The sequence below is a fragment of the Pseudoalteromonas sp. UG3-2 genome (assembly GCF_037120705.1).
GTDB lineage: Bacteria > Pseudomonadota > Gammaproteobacteria > Enterobacterales > Alteromonadaceae > Pseudoalteromonas.
On sequence record NZ_JAWLJU010000002.1, the window covers coordinates 768,231 to 784,677 of the forward strand.

The window sequence follows — 16,447 nt, forward strand, 5'->3', positions numbered from 1 at the left end:
TATGCTGGGCTTTTTGTTGTCTTTCCTAACAATTAGCTTAATTAGTTGAGCTATCCTGAATCGAGAAACTATCAATGGTAGTACCGCCCACGCGCCCTGCTCACGCCAAGATACCCATATTCAGATAGGCGATAAATAATTTACTATTAAGGGTTCTAAATAAGCAGTTATCAAAGCAGTTAAGGTCGAATTTACTCCCTCAAATTGAGCAAGTATTAATGCGGTTCGGTTTGCAATAAAAAAGCCCAGTGTTCACTGGGCTTTAACTTTTTCAGATTAATCAATCAAGATTGCAGCGCTACTAAGCAGAAACGGCCTCTGTCTGATAGTCAAAAGACAGCTTGTTGTCTTTGACATCCAACTTAACTGTACCGCCATCGGCTAGCTTGCCAAATAGGATTTCGTTCGCCAACGGCTTTTTAACGCTGTCTTGAATGACACGTGCCATAGGTCGTGCGCCCATTGCCTTATCGTAGCCGGCATCTGCAAGCCAATCACGGGCCTTGGTCGTTAGCTCTAAGTTCACTGATTTCTTATCTAACTGCGCCTGTAGCTCCACAATGAATTTATCAACCACTTGTAAGATCACTTCTTTTTCAAGGTGGTTAAACCAAATAATGTTATCTAAACGGTTTCTAAATTCTGGTGTAAACACCTTATTGACTTCAACCATGGCATCATGGGAGTAATCTTGCTGCTGGAAACCAATAGACTGGCGTACGGTCTCTTGAACACCGGCGTTGGTGGTCATTACTAAAACCACATTTCTAAAGTCCGCTTTGCGGCCATTATTGTCGGTTAAGGTACCGTGATCCATCACCTGCAATAAGATGTTGTAAATGTCTGGATGAGCCTTTTCAATTTCATCAAGCAACACCACAGCATGCGGGTGTTTGATCACCGAATCGGTTAATAAGCCACCTTGTTCATAACCAACGTAGCCTGGAGGCGCACCGATTAAACGGCTTACCGCATGTCGCTCAGAATATTCCGACATATCGAAACGAATAAACTCAATGCCCATGCATTTCGCCAACTGTTTCGTGACCTCGGTTTTACCAACCCCAGTAGGACCTGCAAATAAGAATGAGCCTACTGGTTTGTCTTCATTGGCTAAGCCTGAGCGAGATAAGCGAATAGCTGAGGTCAGAGCATTAATTGACTCGTCCTGACCAAACACCAGCATTTTCAAATTACGATCCAGATTTTTCAGTGTCTCTTTGTCACTGGATGAAACACTTTGCTCTGGAATACGTGCCATTTTCGAAACAATTGCTTCAATATCGGCGACGTTAATGGTTTTCTTACGCTTTGAACTTGGCTGTAGGCGCTGATTTGCTCCCGCCTCATCAATCACATCAATGGCTTTATCCGGCAAGTGACGTTCATTGATGTACTTGGCGCTTAGCTCAGCCGCGGCTTTTAATGCCTTTTGCGTGTAGCGAATACCATGATGCTCTTCATAGCGCTCTTTAAGACCAGCCAAAATCTTAGTTGTGTCTGCCACGCTTGGTTCAACCACATCGATTTTTTGGAAACGACGCACTAAGGCTCGGTCTTTTTCAAAAATATTTTTAAACTCAGAATAGGTGGTCGAGCCCATGCATCTGAGCTGACCACTAGAGAGCAATGGCTTAATCAGGTTTGAGGCATCCATAACCCCACCTGAAGCCGCGCCAGCACCAATAATGGTATGAATTTCATCGATAAATAAAATTGCCTGAGGCTTAGCTTGCAGCTCTTTTAGTAGCGCTTTAAAACGCTTCTCAAAGTCACCACGGTATTTGGTGCCAGCCAGCAGCGCCCCCATGTCTAATGAGTACACTACGGCATCGGCAATAACATCAGGCACTTGCTCATTGACAATACGATACGCCAGCCCTTCGGCGATAGCGGTTTTACCTACGCCAGCCTCGCCAACCAATAATGGGTTGTTCTTTTTGCGCCGACACAGCACTTGTACGGTGCGCTCAACTTCTTCATCACGGCCCACTAAGGGGTCAATACGGCCACTTTGTGCCATGGCGTTGAGATTAGAGGTAAAGTTTTCTAACTTGGTCTTTTCCTCTTGTTGCATATCGCCACTTTCATCATGCATATCTTCATGATCGTCTTGCTCATGGTCGTCTTCAATTTTTGAAATACCATGACTAATAAAGTTAACAATATCTAAGCGGCTAACGTCTGATTTTTTAAGTAAATACACCGCTTGGCTTTCTTGCTCAGAAAAAATCGCCACCAGCACGTTCACTCCGGTTACCTCGGAACGCCCAGACGACTGCACATGGAATACCGCGCGTTGTAAGACGCGCTGAAAACCAAGCGTAGGTTGTGTTTCTCTGTCTTCTTCCAGATCTGGAATAACAGGTGTGGTTTCATCAATAAACTCTGATAATTCGCGCTTAAGTGTTTCCATATCAACACCGCAGGCATCTAGCGCTTCACTAGCAGAGGGGTTATCGATCAATGCAAGTAGTAAGTGTTCTACCGTCATAAATTCATGACGGCGTGACCGCGCCTCGCGAAACGCAGCGTTCAAAGTAAGTTCTAGGTCTTTGTTTAGCATTGGCAACCCCCAACAAGAAAATTATAGGTCATTCCTGCTCACAACTACAGAGCAGCGGGTGCTCGTTGTCACGAGCATATCGGTTCACCTGCTCAGCCTTGGTATGGGCTATATCCGCAGGGTATATTCCACATACCGCTTTCCCTTTGTGATGTACTTCCAGCATCACCTCAGTTGCTCTTTCGCTATCCATATTGAAAAATGTCGTCAGTATCTCGACGACGAAATCCATGGGCGTGTAATCATCATTGTTCAATATCACTTTGTATTTTCGCGGCGGCTGTAGCTTTTGCTTTTCAGCTTCGCGAACGGCGTCCACAACACCCGATTCTTTTGTCCCACTCATAATTAAATATAGTCTTGTCTTATATACTCAAGCAAATAGAATTGAGAAATAAATAAAATGTTAAAAAAAAGAGCAAAATACTTGACTGCTTGCTCATTTAAACTACAGTAAATCTTGACTGTTTAATCTATGGGCAGTCTAGCAAAATTAAAAGAGTAGATTAACTTAAATTTAGTCAACTTATAGAAGGATGTAGAAGTATGGCTTGCGGAAAAGTCAAATGGTTCAATAACGCCAAAGGGTTTGGTTTCATCGTAGAAGACGGCAGTGACGAAGATATCTTTGCTCATTACTCAACGATTGTAATGGATGGATACAAGACGCTTAAAGCTGGTCAGGATGTATCATTCGAACTACAAAAAGGCCCCAAAGGGTTGCATGCCACTAATATCGCTCCTATTACGGAAGATATTGTGTGATGACTTTGTAGTTTAATTGGCTAAAGCGGGTTACGTTTGTGCTCGCTTCACCTCCCCCCTCTCTGCTCGCAATTCTTTTTACTTTCAGTTCCTCATAACGAAAATATCTATAACTTTTCACTTTTATACTTTAAATTTAATAATTAGCCCCCATATGCAAAGACTGTTAGACTAATGGACGTCTTGCAAATCCAGCTTCAGGTTGGTTAGATATTGTTAATACTTCCGTATTATAGCCTATGACTATGCTAACAATGCCACTTTAATGTATTGCTTAAGGCTGTCATAGCACAAACTTGATAACCCATAGCGGCAAACAAACATCGGTTTTATACGGTGATTTGTGCCTCTAATGACAAGTAACAATACCTAACAAACTTGCTAATGCTATGCCTTGTTGCTAGAAGCGCGGCTTCTGGCAGACAACCGTTTTGCCATTTAGGCTCCACGGTGCCTAGCAACACCTTAGCAAACGTTGAATGGCGACATGCCCACAACTATCTAGGAATGATGATGACATCGAAAATTATCTATACCAAAACAGATGAAGCACCAGCACTGGCGACGTATTCGCTACTGCCTATCATCCAAGCATTCACAAAACCTGCTGATATCGAGGTAGAAACCCGCGATATTTCATTAGCAGGCCGAATTATCGCCACTTTTCCAGAGCATCTAAAAGAAGATCAGCGTATCGCTGATGCCCTTGCAGAACTTGGTGATTTAGCTAAAACACCTGAAGCCAATATCATTAAACTTCCTAATATCAGTGCTTCTATTCCACAGCTGCGCGCAGCCATCAAAGAATTGCAAGCAAAAGGGTATGCTCTACCGGAGTATCCTTCTGAGCCGAAAAACGAGGCCGAAGCTGAGATCAAAGCGCGTTATGACAAAATTAAAGGCAGCGCAGTTAACCCTGTACTTCGTGAAGGTAACTCAGACCGTCGCGCTCCGGCATCGGTTAAAGGCTATGTTCGCAAAAACCCACACTCAATGGGCGCATGGTCAAAAGACTCTAAGTCTTACGTTGCTTCAATGACAGATGGCGACTTCTTCGGTTCTGAGCAGTCTGTGACAGTTGCAGAAGCGACAGACGTACGCATTGAGCACGTTGCCAACAACGGCGACGTAACCGTATTAAAACAAAGCACGCCGCTGCTTGCTGGTGAAATCATTGATGGCTCGCGCATGAGCGCTAAAGCACTTCAAGCATTTTTAGCTGAGCAAGTACAAGAAGCCAAAGACAAAGGCGTACTTTTCTCACTGCACATGAAAGCCACCATGATGAAGGTATCAGACCCAATCATTTTCGGTCACGCGGTGAAAGTATTCTACAAAGACGTATTTGCTAAACACGCCGAAACCTTCGCAGAGATTGGCGTTGATCCTAGCAACGGTATCGGCGATGTGTATGCTAAAATTGAAACACTTGACGACGCTAAGCGCAAAGAAATTGAAGCGGACCTAAGTGCCGTTTATGACACAGCACCTGATATTGCTATGGTTGATTCAGACCGCGGTATTACTAACCTACACGTACCAAGCGATGTTATCATTGACGCGTCAATGCCAGCTGCGATCCGCTCAAGCGGTCAAATGTGGAATACCGAAGGCAAGCAACAAGATACTGCGTTTGTGATCCCAGATCGTTGTTATTCTGGTGTTTATAAAGCCACTATCGACTTCTGTAAAGAGCACGGCGCATTCGATCCACGTACTATGGGTACCGTTCCAAACGTTGGCTTGATGGCACAAAAAGCCGAAGAGTACGGCTCTCACGACAAGACCTTTGAAGCGCCGGCAGATGGCAATATCCGTGTTGTTGATAGCGCAGGCAATACCTTAATTGAGCACCAAGTGGAAGAAGGTGATATCTGGCGTATGTGTCAGGTAAAAGATGCTCCAATCAGAGACTGGGTGAAGCTTGCGGTTAACCGTGCTCGTGCAACCAACACGCCTGCTGTATTTTGGTTAAACGAAGCTCGTGCACACGATGCTGAGCTAATCAAGAAAGTGCACGCCTACCTGCCTGAGCATGACACGGATGGCCTTGAAATCCTAATCAAAGCCCCTGTGGAAGCGACCCTTTACTCACTAGAGCGCATGAAGAAAGGCGAAGACACGATTTCAGTTACTGGTAACGTACTACGTGACTACCTAACTGATTTGTTCCCAATTCTTGAGCTAGGTACTAGTGCTAAGATGCTGTCTATCGTACCACTGATGAATGGTGGTGGTTTGTTCGAAACCGGTGCTGGCGGTTCTGCACCGAAGCACGTTCAACAGTTTGAAAAAGAAAACCACTTACGTTGGGATTCACTGGGTGAATTCTTAGCACTAGCGGCATCGCTTGAGCACCTAAGTCAGAACACAGGCAACGCTAAGGCACAAGTTCTGGCCGATACGCTTGATGCAGCAACGGCTAAGTTCTTAGATGAGAACAAGTCACCATCACGTAAAGTAAAAGAGCTTGATAACCGTGGCAGTCACTTCTATTTAGCACTTTACTGGGCACAAGAGCTGGCAGCACAAGACCAAGATGCTGAACTTAAAGCGAAGTTCTCTAGTGTTGCAGCAGAGCTGACTGAAAAAGAAGCTGACATTGTGGCGGCACTGAACGAAGCGCAAGGCCAAGCGATGGATGTCGGTGGTTATTACCAGCCAGAAGATGACAAGGCATTCGCTGCAATGCGTCCATCTCAGGTATTCAACCAAGTATTAGCATCACTTTAATTTAGTGAACTAAATCAGCTATAGGCGGCCAAAGTGGCCGCCTTTTTTGTTACATATACACAATCGCAGCTGCGGTTATGCCTTTGTACACCTGCCTTGATGCGATAGAATGACTGGCATCACTGGCTCACAAAGAAACACCATGACTTCGCAACACCGCAATAATCCAAACAAAAAGCGTACTCATAACCCTCACAAACCTAACCGTGGCCGTTTTAGCAAGCCGCGCAGAACTGTTAAACCGGCTTTACCTCCAGAGCAAGTCAAAGTGGTGCTGTTTAACAAGCCATATGACGTGTTGTGTCAATTTAGCGATGACCAACAGAGAAAAACTCTTGCCGACTTTATTGATATCAAAGACGTTTACGCCGCAGGCAGACTCGATAGAGACAGTGAAGGTCTATTGCTGTTGACCAATTGTGGTAAATTACAAAACCGCCTTACTGCTCCAAAAAAAGCCACCTATAAAACCTATTGGGTGCAAGTAGAGGGAGAGCCTAGTGAACAAGACCTGCAAGCGTTACGTGATGGCGTTACCTTAAAAGATGGCCCCACGTTGCCGGCCCAAGTTGAGGTCATGACCGAGCCCAACGTCTGGCCACGTAACCCACCGATCCGAGAACGAAAAAATATTCCTACTACCTGGTTATCCATTGCTATTAAAGAAGGTCGTAATCGTCAAGTTAGAAGAATGACGGCGCACATTGGTTACCCAACCCTGCGTTTGATCCGTGCTACCATAGGCCCTTATCAGCTTGACGATTTAGGCAATGGCGATTACCGAGTCGTTAAACCTTTGTAAGCAGTTCCCCGCAGCTCAGCGATGCCGCCCATGGCCATGATCGCAGTCAGTGTGGGCGTGCATTTTAAGCAGACTTGGGTATAATAAGCGCTTTCAATTAGAGCATTTAAATTTAAAGCGAAATTATGAGCGATAATAGTCACATTAAAGTCATCGTCGGCATGTCCGGCGGGGTAGATTCTTCAGTTTCAGCCTACTTATTAAAACAGCAAGGCTACCAGGTTGAAGGCCTGTTTATGAAAAACTGGGAAGAAGACGATAATGATGAATATTGTGCCGCTGCCGAGGATTTAAAAGACGCACAAGCCGTTTGCGATAAGCTTGGTATTGAGCTACACACCGTTAATTTTGCCGCCGAATATTGGGATAACGTCTTCGAGCACTTTCTCGAAGAGTATAAAGCTGGTCGCACACCTAACCCCGATATCATGTGCAACAAAGAGATTAAGTTTAAAGCCTTTTTACAATTTGCAGCCGAAGCCTTAGGTGCAGATTATATCGCCACCGGTCACTATGTGCGCCGTGCTGAGCGCGATGGCAAGTTTGTGATGTTGCGTGGTGAAGACAACAACAAAGACCAAAGTTACTTTCTCTATACCCTAAGTCATGTGCACATTGCCCAAACCTTGTTCCCTGTTGGTGAAATTGAAAAGCCAGAAGTGCGTAAAATCGCTGAAGAGCAAGGGCTTATTACTCATGATAAAAAAGACTCAACCGGTATTTGTTTTATCGGTGAGCGTAAATTCAAAGACTTTCTTGCTAAGTATTTACCCGCACAGCCAGGCACTATTGAAGACTGCGAAGGCAATCCCGTGGGCGAGCATGAAGGCTTGATGTATCACACACTTGGCCAACGTAAAGGCCTATTAATTGGTGGCCTGAAAGAAGGCAATGGTGAGCCTTGGTATGTAGTCGACAAAGACATTGAGCGCAACGTGTTAGTCGTGGGGCAAGGTAAAAACCACCCTCGCCTTTACAGTAACGGCTTGAATGCCAGCCAACTGCATTGGGTTGATCGGGTTGGACCACAAGGCACTACCCGTTGCACGGTGAAAACCCGTTACCGCCAAACCGATATTCCATGCACCTTGCTAGTAGGCCAAGATGGTATGGCGCGAGTGCTATTCGATGAGCCACAAAAAGCCGTAACGCCGGGTCAATCTGCGGTATTTTATGCCGAGGATGTTTGCCTAGGTGGTGGTATTATTGAGTCGGTGATCAAATAATGCAAAACCAGTCTGTGATGCCTCTCGCTGCAATGTGCCAAATTAGTAAACTGGTGCAAAAGTGCGCCCGTTACGGCACCTTCAACGAACACGAAGTAGAAGGCTTACTAAAAAGTATTCTTAATACCACGCCAGAACGTCCTGAAGATGTTTACCCAGATCGCAGTGCCATACAAAATGGCTGCAAAACGTTAATCGCTCAACTTTCTGCCGGCGGTGAAAAAGACGTTGAAATGGTTAAATATGTCGGTGCCATGATGCAACTTGAGCGCGTTCTCAGCAGTGATAAACGAGCATTGGATTTACTGGCACAAAAACTTCAAGGTGTTGAGCGTCAACTGCTCCATTTTGATATTTGTGAAAGTCAAATCATTGCTTCATTAGCCGACGTTTACGGCGAAGTTATCAGTCCTTTAGGACCTAAAATTCAAGTATTTGGTAAACCCGAATTACTCAAACAAACCAGCACTCAACAAAAGATCCGAGCATTATTGCTCGCTGGGATCCGCAGTGCGGTATTGTGGCGGCAATTAGGCGGAAAACGCAGACATTTCTTTTTTGCCAAAAAGAAAATCATTCACGCCGCCAAAAGTTATCTATAACCATTGTGGTAGCAAGCCATTGCTGCCAATTAAAGTATCGTTCATTACAAATTGTTAGGAGTTATTATGGAGCTTTCAGCGTTAACCGCTATCTCTCCTGTAGATGGTCGCTATGGTAGCAAGACCACCGAGCTGAGAAGTATTTTCAGTGAGTATGGTTTAATTAAATACCGTGTGATCGTCGAAGTACGTTGGTTGCAAGCACTCGCCAGTAGCGATGCCATCACCGAAGTGCCGGCATTCAGTGATGAAGCCAACGCCCTGCTAGATAGCATCGTTGATAACTTCAGTGAAGCCGATGCGGCTCGAGTAAAAGAAATTGAGCGCACCACCAACCACGACGTAAAAGCCGTAGAGTACTTATTAAAAGAAAAAGTGGCCGATAACGCTGAGCTTAATGCCGTCAATGAGTTTATCCACTTTGCTTGTACTTCTGAAGACATTAACAACCTGTCTCATGGCTTAATGCTAACCGAAGCACGCGATAAAGTATTACTACCCTACTGTGATGAACTACTTGCTGCAATTAAAGCCAAAGCGGTGGAATACAAATCAGTGCCAATGATGACTCGTACCCACGGTCAGCCTGCGTCACCTTCTACCATGGGTAAAGAATTTGCCAACGTCTATGTACGTCTGCAACGTCAGCGCCAACAAATTGCCAACGTTCAGTTACTGGGTAAAATAAACGGCGCGGTAGGTAACTACAACGCCCACCTAAGTGCATACCCAGAGTATGATTGGCATGCGCACAGTGAGCGTTTTGTTGCCAGCCTTGGTCTGACTTGGAATGCCTTCACCACGCAGATTGAGCCACACGACTACATTGCCGAATTATTCGATGCTATTGCCCGTTTCAACACCATTCTGATCGATTTTGATCGTGATGTTTGGGGCTATATTGCCTTGAACCACTTCAAGCAAAAGACAGTTGCCGGTGAAATTGGCTCATCAACGATGCCGCACAAGGTGAACCCTATTGACTTCGAAAACTCTGAAGGCAACCTAGGTATCGCCAATGCCATCTTCGGCCACTTAGCGCAAAAGCTTCCTATTTCACGCTGGCAGCGCGATCTCACCGACTCAACGGTTTTACGTAATTTAGGTGTGGGCATGGGTTATGCGTTGATCGCATATCAAGCGACCTTGAAAGGCGTAAGCAAATTAGAAGTGAATGCCGACCGTCTACTGGCGGAACTGGACGACAACTGGGAGCTGCTTGCAGAGCCCATCCAAACCGTGATGCGCAAATACGGCATCGAAAAGCCGTATGAAAAATTAAAAGACCTAACTCGAGGCAAACGAGTAAACCAGACTATTATGGCTGAGTTTATCGATAACCTTGAACTACCGGATGCGGTTAAAACCCAAATGAAGGAAATGACGCCGGCAAATTACATTGGCCGCGCTGAAGCTTTCATCGATGAGCTAAACTAACGCTCAAGCTACGTTATTATGCTAAAACTAAGCGAAAGGGTGCCCTCTTTCGCTTTTTTTATGGAATGCGCTATGTATCAATTAAACATTAATGACCTCACTCGCGAAGAGTTTTTACAACACTACTGGCAAAAACAACCACTGCTAATCAAACAAGGGTTTAGCGAATTTGCCGACCCAATCACGCCGGAAGAGTTGGCTGGCCTGGCAACCGAAGAGTGTATTGAATCGCGTATTGTTAATAACCATGATAACCAATGGCAAGCGCATCACGGCCCCTTTGCCGAGTTTGATTTACTCAGTGAAAGCAACAGCACTTTGCTGGTGCAAGCCGTCGATCATTGGCACCCTACCGCGGCGCAATTACTCGAGCCATTTCGTTTTATTCCGAACTGGCGTATTGATGATTTGATGATTAGCTTTTCCACTCCCGGTGGTGGCGTAGGTCCTCACTTGGATCAATATGATGTCTTTATTATTCAAGGCCAAGGAAAGCGTCATTGGCGCGTCGGCTTACGTGATGACAAGCTTAAACAATTTGCGCAAAACAAAAGCCTACTACAAGTTGAAGCCTTTGATGCCGTCATTGATGTCATTTTAGAGCCTGGAGACATCTTATACATTCCACCGGCTTGCCCCCATGAAGGTTACGCGGTAGAAAATGCCTTAAATTACTCAGTTGGCTTTCGTGCGCCAGACCAAAAAGATCTCATCTCCAGCTTTGCTGACCATATTATCGATAACGAAGCAGGTCAGTTGCGTTATAGCGATCCAGATCTGCTTCCACGCCACTCTGTTGGAGAGGTTAATAAAGAAGATCGCCAGCAAATTAAGCAGCTGTTACAGCAACTGCTTGAGGATCAACACAGTTTAACCGAGTGGATAGGTAAAACCCTAAGCGAGCCAAAGCATGAAATGGATTTAGCGCCACTGGAGCCGCAAATTAGCAGCACTGAACTGGATACTTGGCTGACAGAAAACCCTTTGATTACCCGTGCAGGCGGTGTAAGGGCCATCTACCAGGAAGTGGATAATGCAATCTTACTCAGTGTTAATGGCGACAATTTTAGCTTACCAGTGCAACATCTTGATGCCGTTAAACAGCTCACCGACACCACAACATTTGAGTTAATAGCAATAAAAGAAGCCCTTTCTTGCTTGGAATTTAAACAAACGTTAACTAGACTAATTAATGATGGGTCCTACTTCGTTGATGACGGCGACACAGCCATGGCCGAATTTGACGAGGGCTGGGAGTAGAGCCTGTTAGAACAAGAGAGTCGTGCTCAACAAAAATTACAATAGCAGGCTTATTACCTAAATTGCCTTGGTAAAAGCCTTGCATAAGCTCTAGCTTGTCACATAACAGGGATTACGGTCTGTAAATGGGGGCAGTATGTGTTATAGAGTAAGTCGTGTAAGCTGGCAAAATAGAAAACGGGAGCTCAAAGCGATCCGCGAACGGGTGTTTGTTTGCGAGCTTCATATTCCCAAAGAAGTTGAGTTCGACCAGCAAGACATAACGGCCGAGCACCTTATTATTATTGATGACGATGATGGACCTGTGGGGACCGGAAGGCTTTGCAGCGACGGGCTATTAAGTCGTATCGCTATCTTTCGCTCACATCGAAATCGAGACGCCTATTCATCACTCATTAAAGGTCTGATTGAACTTGCTAAAGATAAAGGCCACGATGAAATTTTTATTCAGTGTATACTCGATGAAGTGCCTGAGTTTGTGCAGTCAGGGTTTTCTGAATACGGCCATGTTTTTATGGAAGCTGGGATCCCAAGACAGCGCCTGAGATGCCCAGTTCAAAGTCTAAAAGTAGAACCGTTTACGATGCTTCACTAGCCCAAAGCTCGTCTTTACTGTAAAGATCGTAAAGTCCATGAGCTCGGTTAATTAATAGGTTAGCAAAATCTGCTTGGGTTTTATCTACCGGTTTCACTGACAAGATCTCCTCGGCTTTCATTTGCCAATGAAAGCTAAAGTAGCGCAGCGCATCACGAGGCGTTTCTGCAACGCTGGATTCGAGATGATCGGTAGGTAAATTACCGGTGATCACCCAATAGCGCTTACCATTTTGCCCTTTGATTTTCCATAGTGCGACGATTGGCTCAATGTAACGGCATTCTTTTTCAATAATGGTCTCTGGCAGTATGCCTTTATCCGCTAAATGCTTTTGCGCCGTTTGAATACACTGGCGTTGCCATTGAATAGAACGCTGCTTTTGCTGCTCTGGTGTTAGTGCTTGTTGTTTTTGCTCTTCACTCATCGTGGTTCCTAATTTTTATTATTGTGTCGTTTTAGAGTGCCTATGTGTGCAATGTTGAACTGCACGGCTTAGGTGTGTCTCAACGGCCAATGACGTTGTCTTAACTGCCACTTGAGCCGCTATATGTTGGCCTCTCACCTTGGTTAAGACTCACCACATTAAAAGCGGCTTTAACTGCCTAGGCTTAATCCCTCTGCATGCATGTTGATATACTCGGTAAAGGCATACATGGCCATAACAAGGCACTCATTACCTATACCTGATAGTAAGCTTTTGCACCACACTCAGCAATGCAAATACTGCGATTTTTCGTTTGATTGCTTAAATACTGGCCGCCTGTCGATATAGTTTACGTCATTTTGACTTATGCCGCCTCTAGGCCCGTATTTTTTACCAATTGCACTGGGTTAATGTTGCTACCCAGCTGCCATGCTCTGTCAGCGGTTCGCTATTTGTGGTTGTTTTTATCGCTACTGTCACTGCCATCGGTGCTGCCAAATATTGCTTGATAACACGTTGCAGACCAACATCATCAATGGCACTGAATTGTTCGCTGAGATAGTGCTTTTGCTTATCGCTTAGCGGTTCTGTTTGCTGAAATCGATACGCCAATTTTATCCAATCCAGATAAGCTAACCGAGACAAGTTGTTGTACTCCACTGTCAGCTTCTCAACTCTTGTTATCAGACGCTGGTAGAGCATTAGATCTTGGCTCATTAACGCAGCAAATAGCAGGTTGAGCCCAGCATTTAGCCTTGCAGCTTGGTGTTCCATCATTTGAAACTGCTCAAAAGCAGCAGCAAACGCGGTTTTTGCCAGGGAAAATTCGCCGCCATCAAGATACGCCGTCCCTAGGTTATTTTGCAAAGAGGCAATAGCCAGTTTATCGCTGACCTTCTGCGCTTGACTGATCGCTTGTTGGTACACGGCAGCCGCAGTCGCAAAATCCCCTTGCTCGCGGAGCACGTTTGCTAAGCCATTTAACGCTCTAATTGCCTGGCGTTGCGTTTGTGCTTTTTTTAACGCGCAGCGATAGGCATCCGTTGCTGCTTGATGATGGTGTGCTCGTCGTAACCAGGCTGCAGAAACATACAGGTTATCAAATAACATTTTTCTAAACTCGCTGCTCTGGGCATAATCATACAGTTGGCTAATGGCCAGCTGCGCCGCAACATTTTGTCGTTGTGTCAGTAACGCTTTCGCTTGCAGTAATAATTTTTTAAGCGCTATGGTGCGTTCAAGTTTACTTACTGAGTCCAGTTCAGCCAATATGGTTAAGGTGCGCTTAGGGTCTTTAAGTAAAAAATATTCAGCTTTATTGAGCAGGTACTCGTGCCCCCCTGCTTCCTCGGTGACAGCTGCACTTGCGCTGCTAACAACACAGCTCAACAAACTGCAAATAAAAATAAGAGAACGAAATAAATAGTTCATAGCAGCTTTCCACTTTAAACGATAGAACTATTGAAGATAGTGTAAGTGAACCAAATTAATAACAGGTAAGTAGCCTAATAGCATACTAAACCACATAGACATGACTTACTGGTGGCCTGCTTTAGCTTGCGTCATTGAGGCCAGCTTTGCTTCTAGTTGCAGGACAATATGCAGGGCAGTGTTATTGTCGTCGCGACCTTTACACAATAACTGTAAAACTTGTGCCGAGTGTACTATTTTACCTTTTGCTTTTGTGCGACTGGGTATGGTGATGCCCATGCGCTTAGCGAGGATACCAAGCTGTTGTAGCACAGTCGGTTCGCCGGTGTCATGATAAATGCGCATCAGCTTACCCTCTACTGACTGAGGGACCTGTTTTAATTGCCTAACGGAATAAGCGGTATGCAGCCACTGGTAGTAGCCACGAAGGTCTTTACTATCGAGACGTGCAGTATTACGCGCTGCTCGCTGATCCAGTCGCTTAAACAAATCCCAGTTTTGCTGTAAATAAGCAACCAGTAACATATTGGTTAGATTAATCGCGGTTCCAGTTATACGAGCATCACGCTCATTGATTAATAAAGCGCCGCGGAATTGCTCAAGGGCGGTATCATAGTGTTCACGCTGCAAGGCAATGAGACCTAAATTATTAGTGAACACTGAACGCATTACGTCGTTATCTAGGCGATTGCCAATTTCCATACCTAATTGAAAAACCCGCTCAGCCCCCTCTATGTCATCCTTGAGCAACAAGGTGATACCAGCGGTCCCTGCGACCCTAGCAATATCAGTGCTGTTGTCGGCATGGCGAACAGCACATTGCGCTGCAGCCATGGCGCTGGGATAATCTTGATTGCGACGAAACCACACTGAGGTTGCCGCGAGCACTTCTGACAGGGAAGAGTTATATGCTTCAAACTGCACCATAGAAGCCAATGCTCGCGCATATTCAGCCACTTGTTGATGATCGTAAACGTAAGCAGATGCCCAAAAGCCAGTGCGATAATAACGAAATTGCTCAGGCAGACTCAGTGCAGATACCTTATCGTAGTGCTGCTGAATAATATCCAAACTGTGGCGGGGTTTGACATTGAGATAGGCATCGGCTTCATCAATAAAGCTGGCACTGGCTTGTGCCGCGGTTAGCCGCGAAATGAGCAGCAATATCAGCCCAGCACTCGTAAACAGTGCTCGAAGTAAAGGTGAGCAAAGAGTCATTCCAAATTGCCAAATGTGGTCTAGCATTAGTCGCTAATAGTCCCATCAATAATTGTAAATAGCAATATAAAGGGTAAGTTGGTGCAACCGCCGCTACTGTTCGTATAATTCGATTGGCAAACCATCTGGATCCCTAAAAAAAGTGAAGCGCTTATGGGTAAATTCATCAACTCGGATGGCCTCGGTCTCTACTTGATAGGAGTTAAGGTAAGTAACCGCAGCGACAATATCATTGACTGCCAATGCGAGGTGTCTCAGCCCGCAGGCTTCAGGCTGCGTGGGCCGCTTAGGCGGCTCAGGAAAAGAAAATAGTTCTATTTGGCTGCCATTAGGTAAGGCCAAATCTAATTTGTACGACTGCCGCGCTGCTCGATAGTGCTCAGCAATAATCGGTAACTTTAGTATTTTAGTGTAAAAATGTTTACTCTGGCTGTAATTTGAACAAATCACAGCGACGTGATGTAAACCAAGTAACTCCATCATTAACTTCTACCTATTTTGTTTTCGCCACTTTGCGGGAGTGAGATTATACGCACGTTTAAACTGCCGAATAAAATGAGTGACATCATTCCAGCCCGCTTGCTCAGCAATATCTTCCACACGTTGATTGCTGTGCAACAACAATTGTTTTGCTGTTTTTAATTGATATCGCTTGATCCACTCCCCGACTGTCAATCCTGTGGTTTGCTTCATTAAATTGGCTAGATAGGTTGGATTGGAATGTACTTTAAGGGCAACGTCTTTCAGCGTAATACCCCGATGACTATCGCACTGGATAATACTTAGCGCCTTTTTTACCTTCGCGTTTGGCGAATAGTCGTGATTTGACAATTTCAGGCCGTTATTTACCTCATGTAAAATAAGTACTGCTAAACTTTGTAACACATGATTAGGTTGAGAGTTCTGTAACGCGACTTCAAGTTCACAAAATAGCTGTGTGATCCAGCCAACCCTTGCGGTATCCAGTTTCATTATTGGCAGAGCACCATTACGCACAGCAGAAAAAGCCTTTAGCAATGGTTGCTGTGCCTCCTTTAACCCCGAAGACAAACTAAAACCTAACCAATGAACGCTCAAGTTACTTCCTTGCATAATCTGGTGCTGAGTGCCTGAAGGGACTAAACACACCATACCGGGTTTTACTTGCACCGTCTGCTGTGCATGGTAGGTAACGAAACCGGCAGTGACTAGTGTCAGCACATAATCACTCTGAGCACCATGATGCTCAGAGTTTAGTTGTTCAAGCTGTGTAAAACCACTGTTGATATTAATTAACTGGCACATATCCCCCCTAATAATAAGCCGATTTTTAACAAAAGTTTGCTCTACCAAGATAATCACCAGAACTGCAAAATATCACCAATATCTGCAATAGAGGAACTGATATA

Annotated in this window: 15 protein-coding genes; 8 read left to right on the plus strand and 7 right to left on the minus strand. The window is 45.0% G+C overall.

Annotated elements, in window-relative coordinates; genetic code table 11:
- Positions 1–301: 301 nt before the first annotated feature.
- Together clpA and clpS are read right to left on the minus strand one after the other, a co-directional pair.
- A complete protein-coding gene (gene clpA, locus R3P39_RS06735; RefSeq protein ID WP_336566482.1) occupies positions 302–2,566 on the minus strand; it encodes an ATP-dependent Clp protease ATP-binding subunit ClpA in 2,265 nt (754 codons plus the stop codon).
- Between the two features lie 28 nt (positions 2,567–2,594).
- Positions 2,595–2,912 (minus strand): ATP-dependent Clp protease adapter ClpS, encoded by a 318-nt coding sequence (gene clpS / locus R3P39_RS06740; protein ID WP_336566483.1) that lies wholly within the window; start codon positions 2,910–2,912, stop codon positions 2,595–2,597.
- Positions 2,913–3,112: 200 nt separating this feature from the next.
- Between clpS and cspD the strand changes: the two genes are divergently transcribed.
- From cspD to R3P39_RS06780, 8 genes are all read left to right on the plus strand, one after another.
- Positions 3,113–3,331 carry a cold shock domain-containing protein CspD gene (gene cspD, locus R3P39_RS06745; RefSeq protein WP_336566484.1) on the plus strand — a complete coding sequence of 73 codons (219 nt, stop codon included), beginning with the start codon at positions 3,113–3,115 and terminating at the stop codon, positions 3,329–3,331.
- Between the two features lie 513 nt (positions 3,332–3,844).
- Positions 3,845–6,064 carry an NADP-dependent isocitrate dehydrogenase gene (locus R3P39_RS06750; RefSeq protein ID WP_336566485.1) on the plus strand — a complete coding sequence of 740 codons (2,220 nt, stop codon included), beginning with the start codon at positions 3,845–3,847 and terminating at the stop codon, positions 6,062–6,064.
- A gap of 142 nt (positions 6,065–6,206) precedes the next feature.
- On the plus strand, positions 6,207–6,866 hold the full coding sequence (locus tag R3P39_RS06755) for a pseudouridine synthase (RefSeq protein ID WP_336566486.1): 660 nt from the start codon (positions 6,207–6,209) through the stop codon (positions 6,864–6,866).
- 125 nt (positions 6,867–6,991) lie between these two features.
- Positions 6,992–8,092, plus strand: coding sequence for a tRNA 2-thiouridine(34) synthase MnmA (gene mnmA, locus R3P39_RS06760; RefSeq protein WP_336566487.1), 1,101 nt, complete (start codon positions 6,992–6,994; stop codon positions 8,090–8,092).
- Positions 8,092–8,694, plus strand: a complete 603-nt coding sequence (gene hflD, locus R3P39_RS06765; protein ID WP_336566488.1) for a high frequency lysogenization protein HflD — start codon at positions 8,092–8,094, stop codon at positions 8,692–8,694. Before mnmA ends, hflD begins: the two co-directional genes overlap by 1 nt.
- 66 nt (positions 8,695–8,760) lie before the next feature.
- Complete coding sequence (purB, locus tag R3P39_RS06770) at positions 8,761–10,131, plus strand: adenylosuccinate lyase (RefSeq protein WP_336566489.1); 1,371 nt, start codon at positions 8,761–8,763, stop codon at positions 10,129–10,131.
- Between the two features lie 72 nt (positions 10,132–10,203).
- On the plus strand, positions 10,204–11,391 hold the full coding sequence (locus R3P39_RS06775) for a cupin domain-containing protein (RefSeq protein ID WP_336566490.1): 1,188 nt from the start codon (positions 10,204–10,206) through the stop codon (positions 11,389–11,391).
- A 136-nt stretch (positions 11,392–11,527) separates the two neighbouring features.
- Positions 11,528–11,986, plus strand: a complete 459-nt coding sequence (locus R3P39_RS06780) for a GNAT family N-acetyltransferase (RefSeq protein WP_336566491.1) — start codon at positions 11,528–11,530, stop codon at positions 11,984–11,986.
- Here the strand turns inward: R3P39_RS06780 and R3P39_RS06785 are convergent.
- The 5 genes from R3P39_RS06785 to R3P39_RS06805 all read right to left on the minus strand — a co-directional run bounded on the left by R3P39_RS06785 (position 11,970) and on the right by R3P39_RS06805 (position 16,343).
- Positions 11,970–12,410, minus strand: a complete 441-nt coding sequence (locus R3P39_RS06785; protein WP_336566493.1) for a DUF4826 family protein — start codon at positions 12,408–12,410, stop codon at positions 11,970–11,972. The genes R3P39_RS06780 and R3P39_RS06785 overlap by 17 nt on opposite strands.
- Before the next feature lie 390 nt (positions 12,411–12,800).
- Positions 12,801–13,841 (minus strand): tetratricopeptide repeat protein, encoded by a 1,041-nt coding sequence (locus R3P39_RS06790; RefSeq protein ID WP_336566495.1) that lies wholly within the window; start codon positions 13,839–13,841, stop codon positions 12,801–12,803.
- Between the two features lie 105 nt (positions 13,842–13,946).
- Positions 13,947–15,059, minus strand: a complete 1,113-nt coding sequence (locus R3P39_RS06795) for a hypothetical protein (protein ID WP_336566497.1) — start codon at positions 15,057–15,059, stop codon at positions 13,947–13,949.
- Positions 15,060–15,152: 93 nt separating this feature from the next.
- Positions 15,153–15,539 carry an SMU1112c/YaeR family gloxylase I-like metalloprotein gene (gene gloA2 / locus R3P39_RS06800; protein WP_336569258.1) on the minus strand — a complete coding sequence of 129 codons (387 nt, stop codon included), beginning with the start codon at positions 15,537–15,539 and terminating at the stop codon, positions 15,153–15,155.
- Between the two features lie 9 nt (positions 15,540–15,548).
- A complete protein-coding gene (locus tag R3P39_RS06805) occupies positions 15,549–16,343 on the minus strand; it encodes an AraC family transcriptional regulator (protein ID WP_336566498.1) in 795 nt (264 codons plus the stop codon).
- Positions 16,344–16,447 lie beyond the last annotated feature (104 nt).

What these genes read in the sequence shown, in the direction of transcription:
- hflD (WP_336566488.1), top strand. Translation starts at nt 8,092, where the DNA reads ATGCAAAACCAGTCTGTGATGCCTCTCGCTGCAATGTGCCAAATTAGT.
- R3P39_RS06750 (WP_336566485.1), top strand. Translation starts at nt 3,845, where the DNA reads ATGACATCGAAAATTATCTATACCAAAACAGATGAAGCACCAGCACTG.
- R3P39_RS06790 (WP_336566495.1), bottom strand. Translation starts at nt 13,841, where the DNA reads ATGAACTATTTATTTCGTTCTCTTATTTTTATTTGCAGTTTGTTGAGC.
- R3P39_RS06805 (WP_336566498.1), bottom strand. Translation starts at nt 16,343, where the DNA reads ATGTGCCAGTTAATTAATATCAACAGTGGTTTTACACAGCTTGAACAA.
- clpS (WP_336566483.1), bottom strand. Translation starts at nt 2,912, where the DNA reads ATGAGTGGGACAAAAGAATCGGGTGTTGTGGACGCCGTTCGCGAAGCT.
- mnmA (WP_336566487.1), top strand. Translation starts at nt 6,992, where the DNA reads ATGAGCGATAATAGTCACATTAAAGTCATCGTCGGCATGTCCGGCGGG.
- cspD (WP_336566484.1), top strand. Translation starts at nt 3,113, where the DNA reads ATGGCTTGCGGAAAAGTCAAATGGTTCAATAACGCCAAAGGGTTTGGT.
- R3P39_RS06775 (WP_336566490.1), top strand. Translation starts at nt 10,204, where the DNA reads ATGTATCAATTAAACATTAATGACCTCACTCGCGAAGAGTTTTTACAA.
- R3P39_RS06755 (WP_336566486.1), top strand. Translation starts at nt 6,207, where the DNA reads ATGACTTCGCAACACCGCAATAATCCAAACAAAAAGCGTACTCATAAC.
- gloA2 (WP_336569258.1), bottom strand. Translation starts at nt 15,539, where the DNA reads ATGGAGTTACTTGGTTTACATCACGTCGCTGTGATTTGTTCAAATTAC.
- R3P39_RS06780 (WP_336566491.1), top strand. Translation starts at nt 11,528, where the DNA reads ATGTGTTATAGAGTAAGTCGTGTAAGCTGGCAAAATAGAAAACGGGAG.
- R3P39_RS06785 (WP_336566493.1), bottom strand. Translation starts at nt 12,410, where the DNA reads ATGAGTGAAGAGCAAAAACAACAAGCACTAACACCAGAGCAGCAAAAG.
- purB (WP_336566489.1), top strand. Translation starts at nt 8,761, where the DNA reads ATGGAGCTTTCAGCGTTAACCGCTATCTCTCCTGTAGATGGTCGCTAT.
- R3P39_RS06795 (WP_336566497.1), bottom strand. Translation starts at nt 15,059, where the DNA reads ATGACTCTTTGCTCACCTTTACTTCGAGCACTGTTTACGAGTGCTGGG.
- clpA (WP_336566482.1), bottom strand. Translation starts at nt 2,566, where the DNA reads ATGCTAAACAAAGACCTAGAACTTACTTTGAACGCTGCGTTTCGCGAG.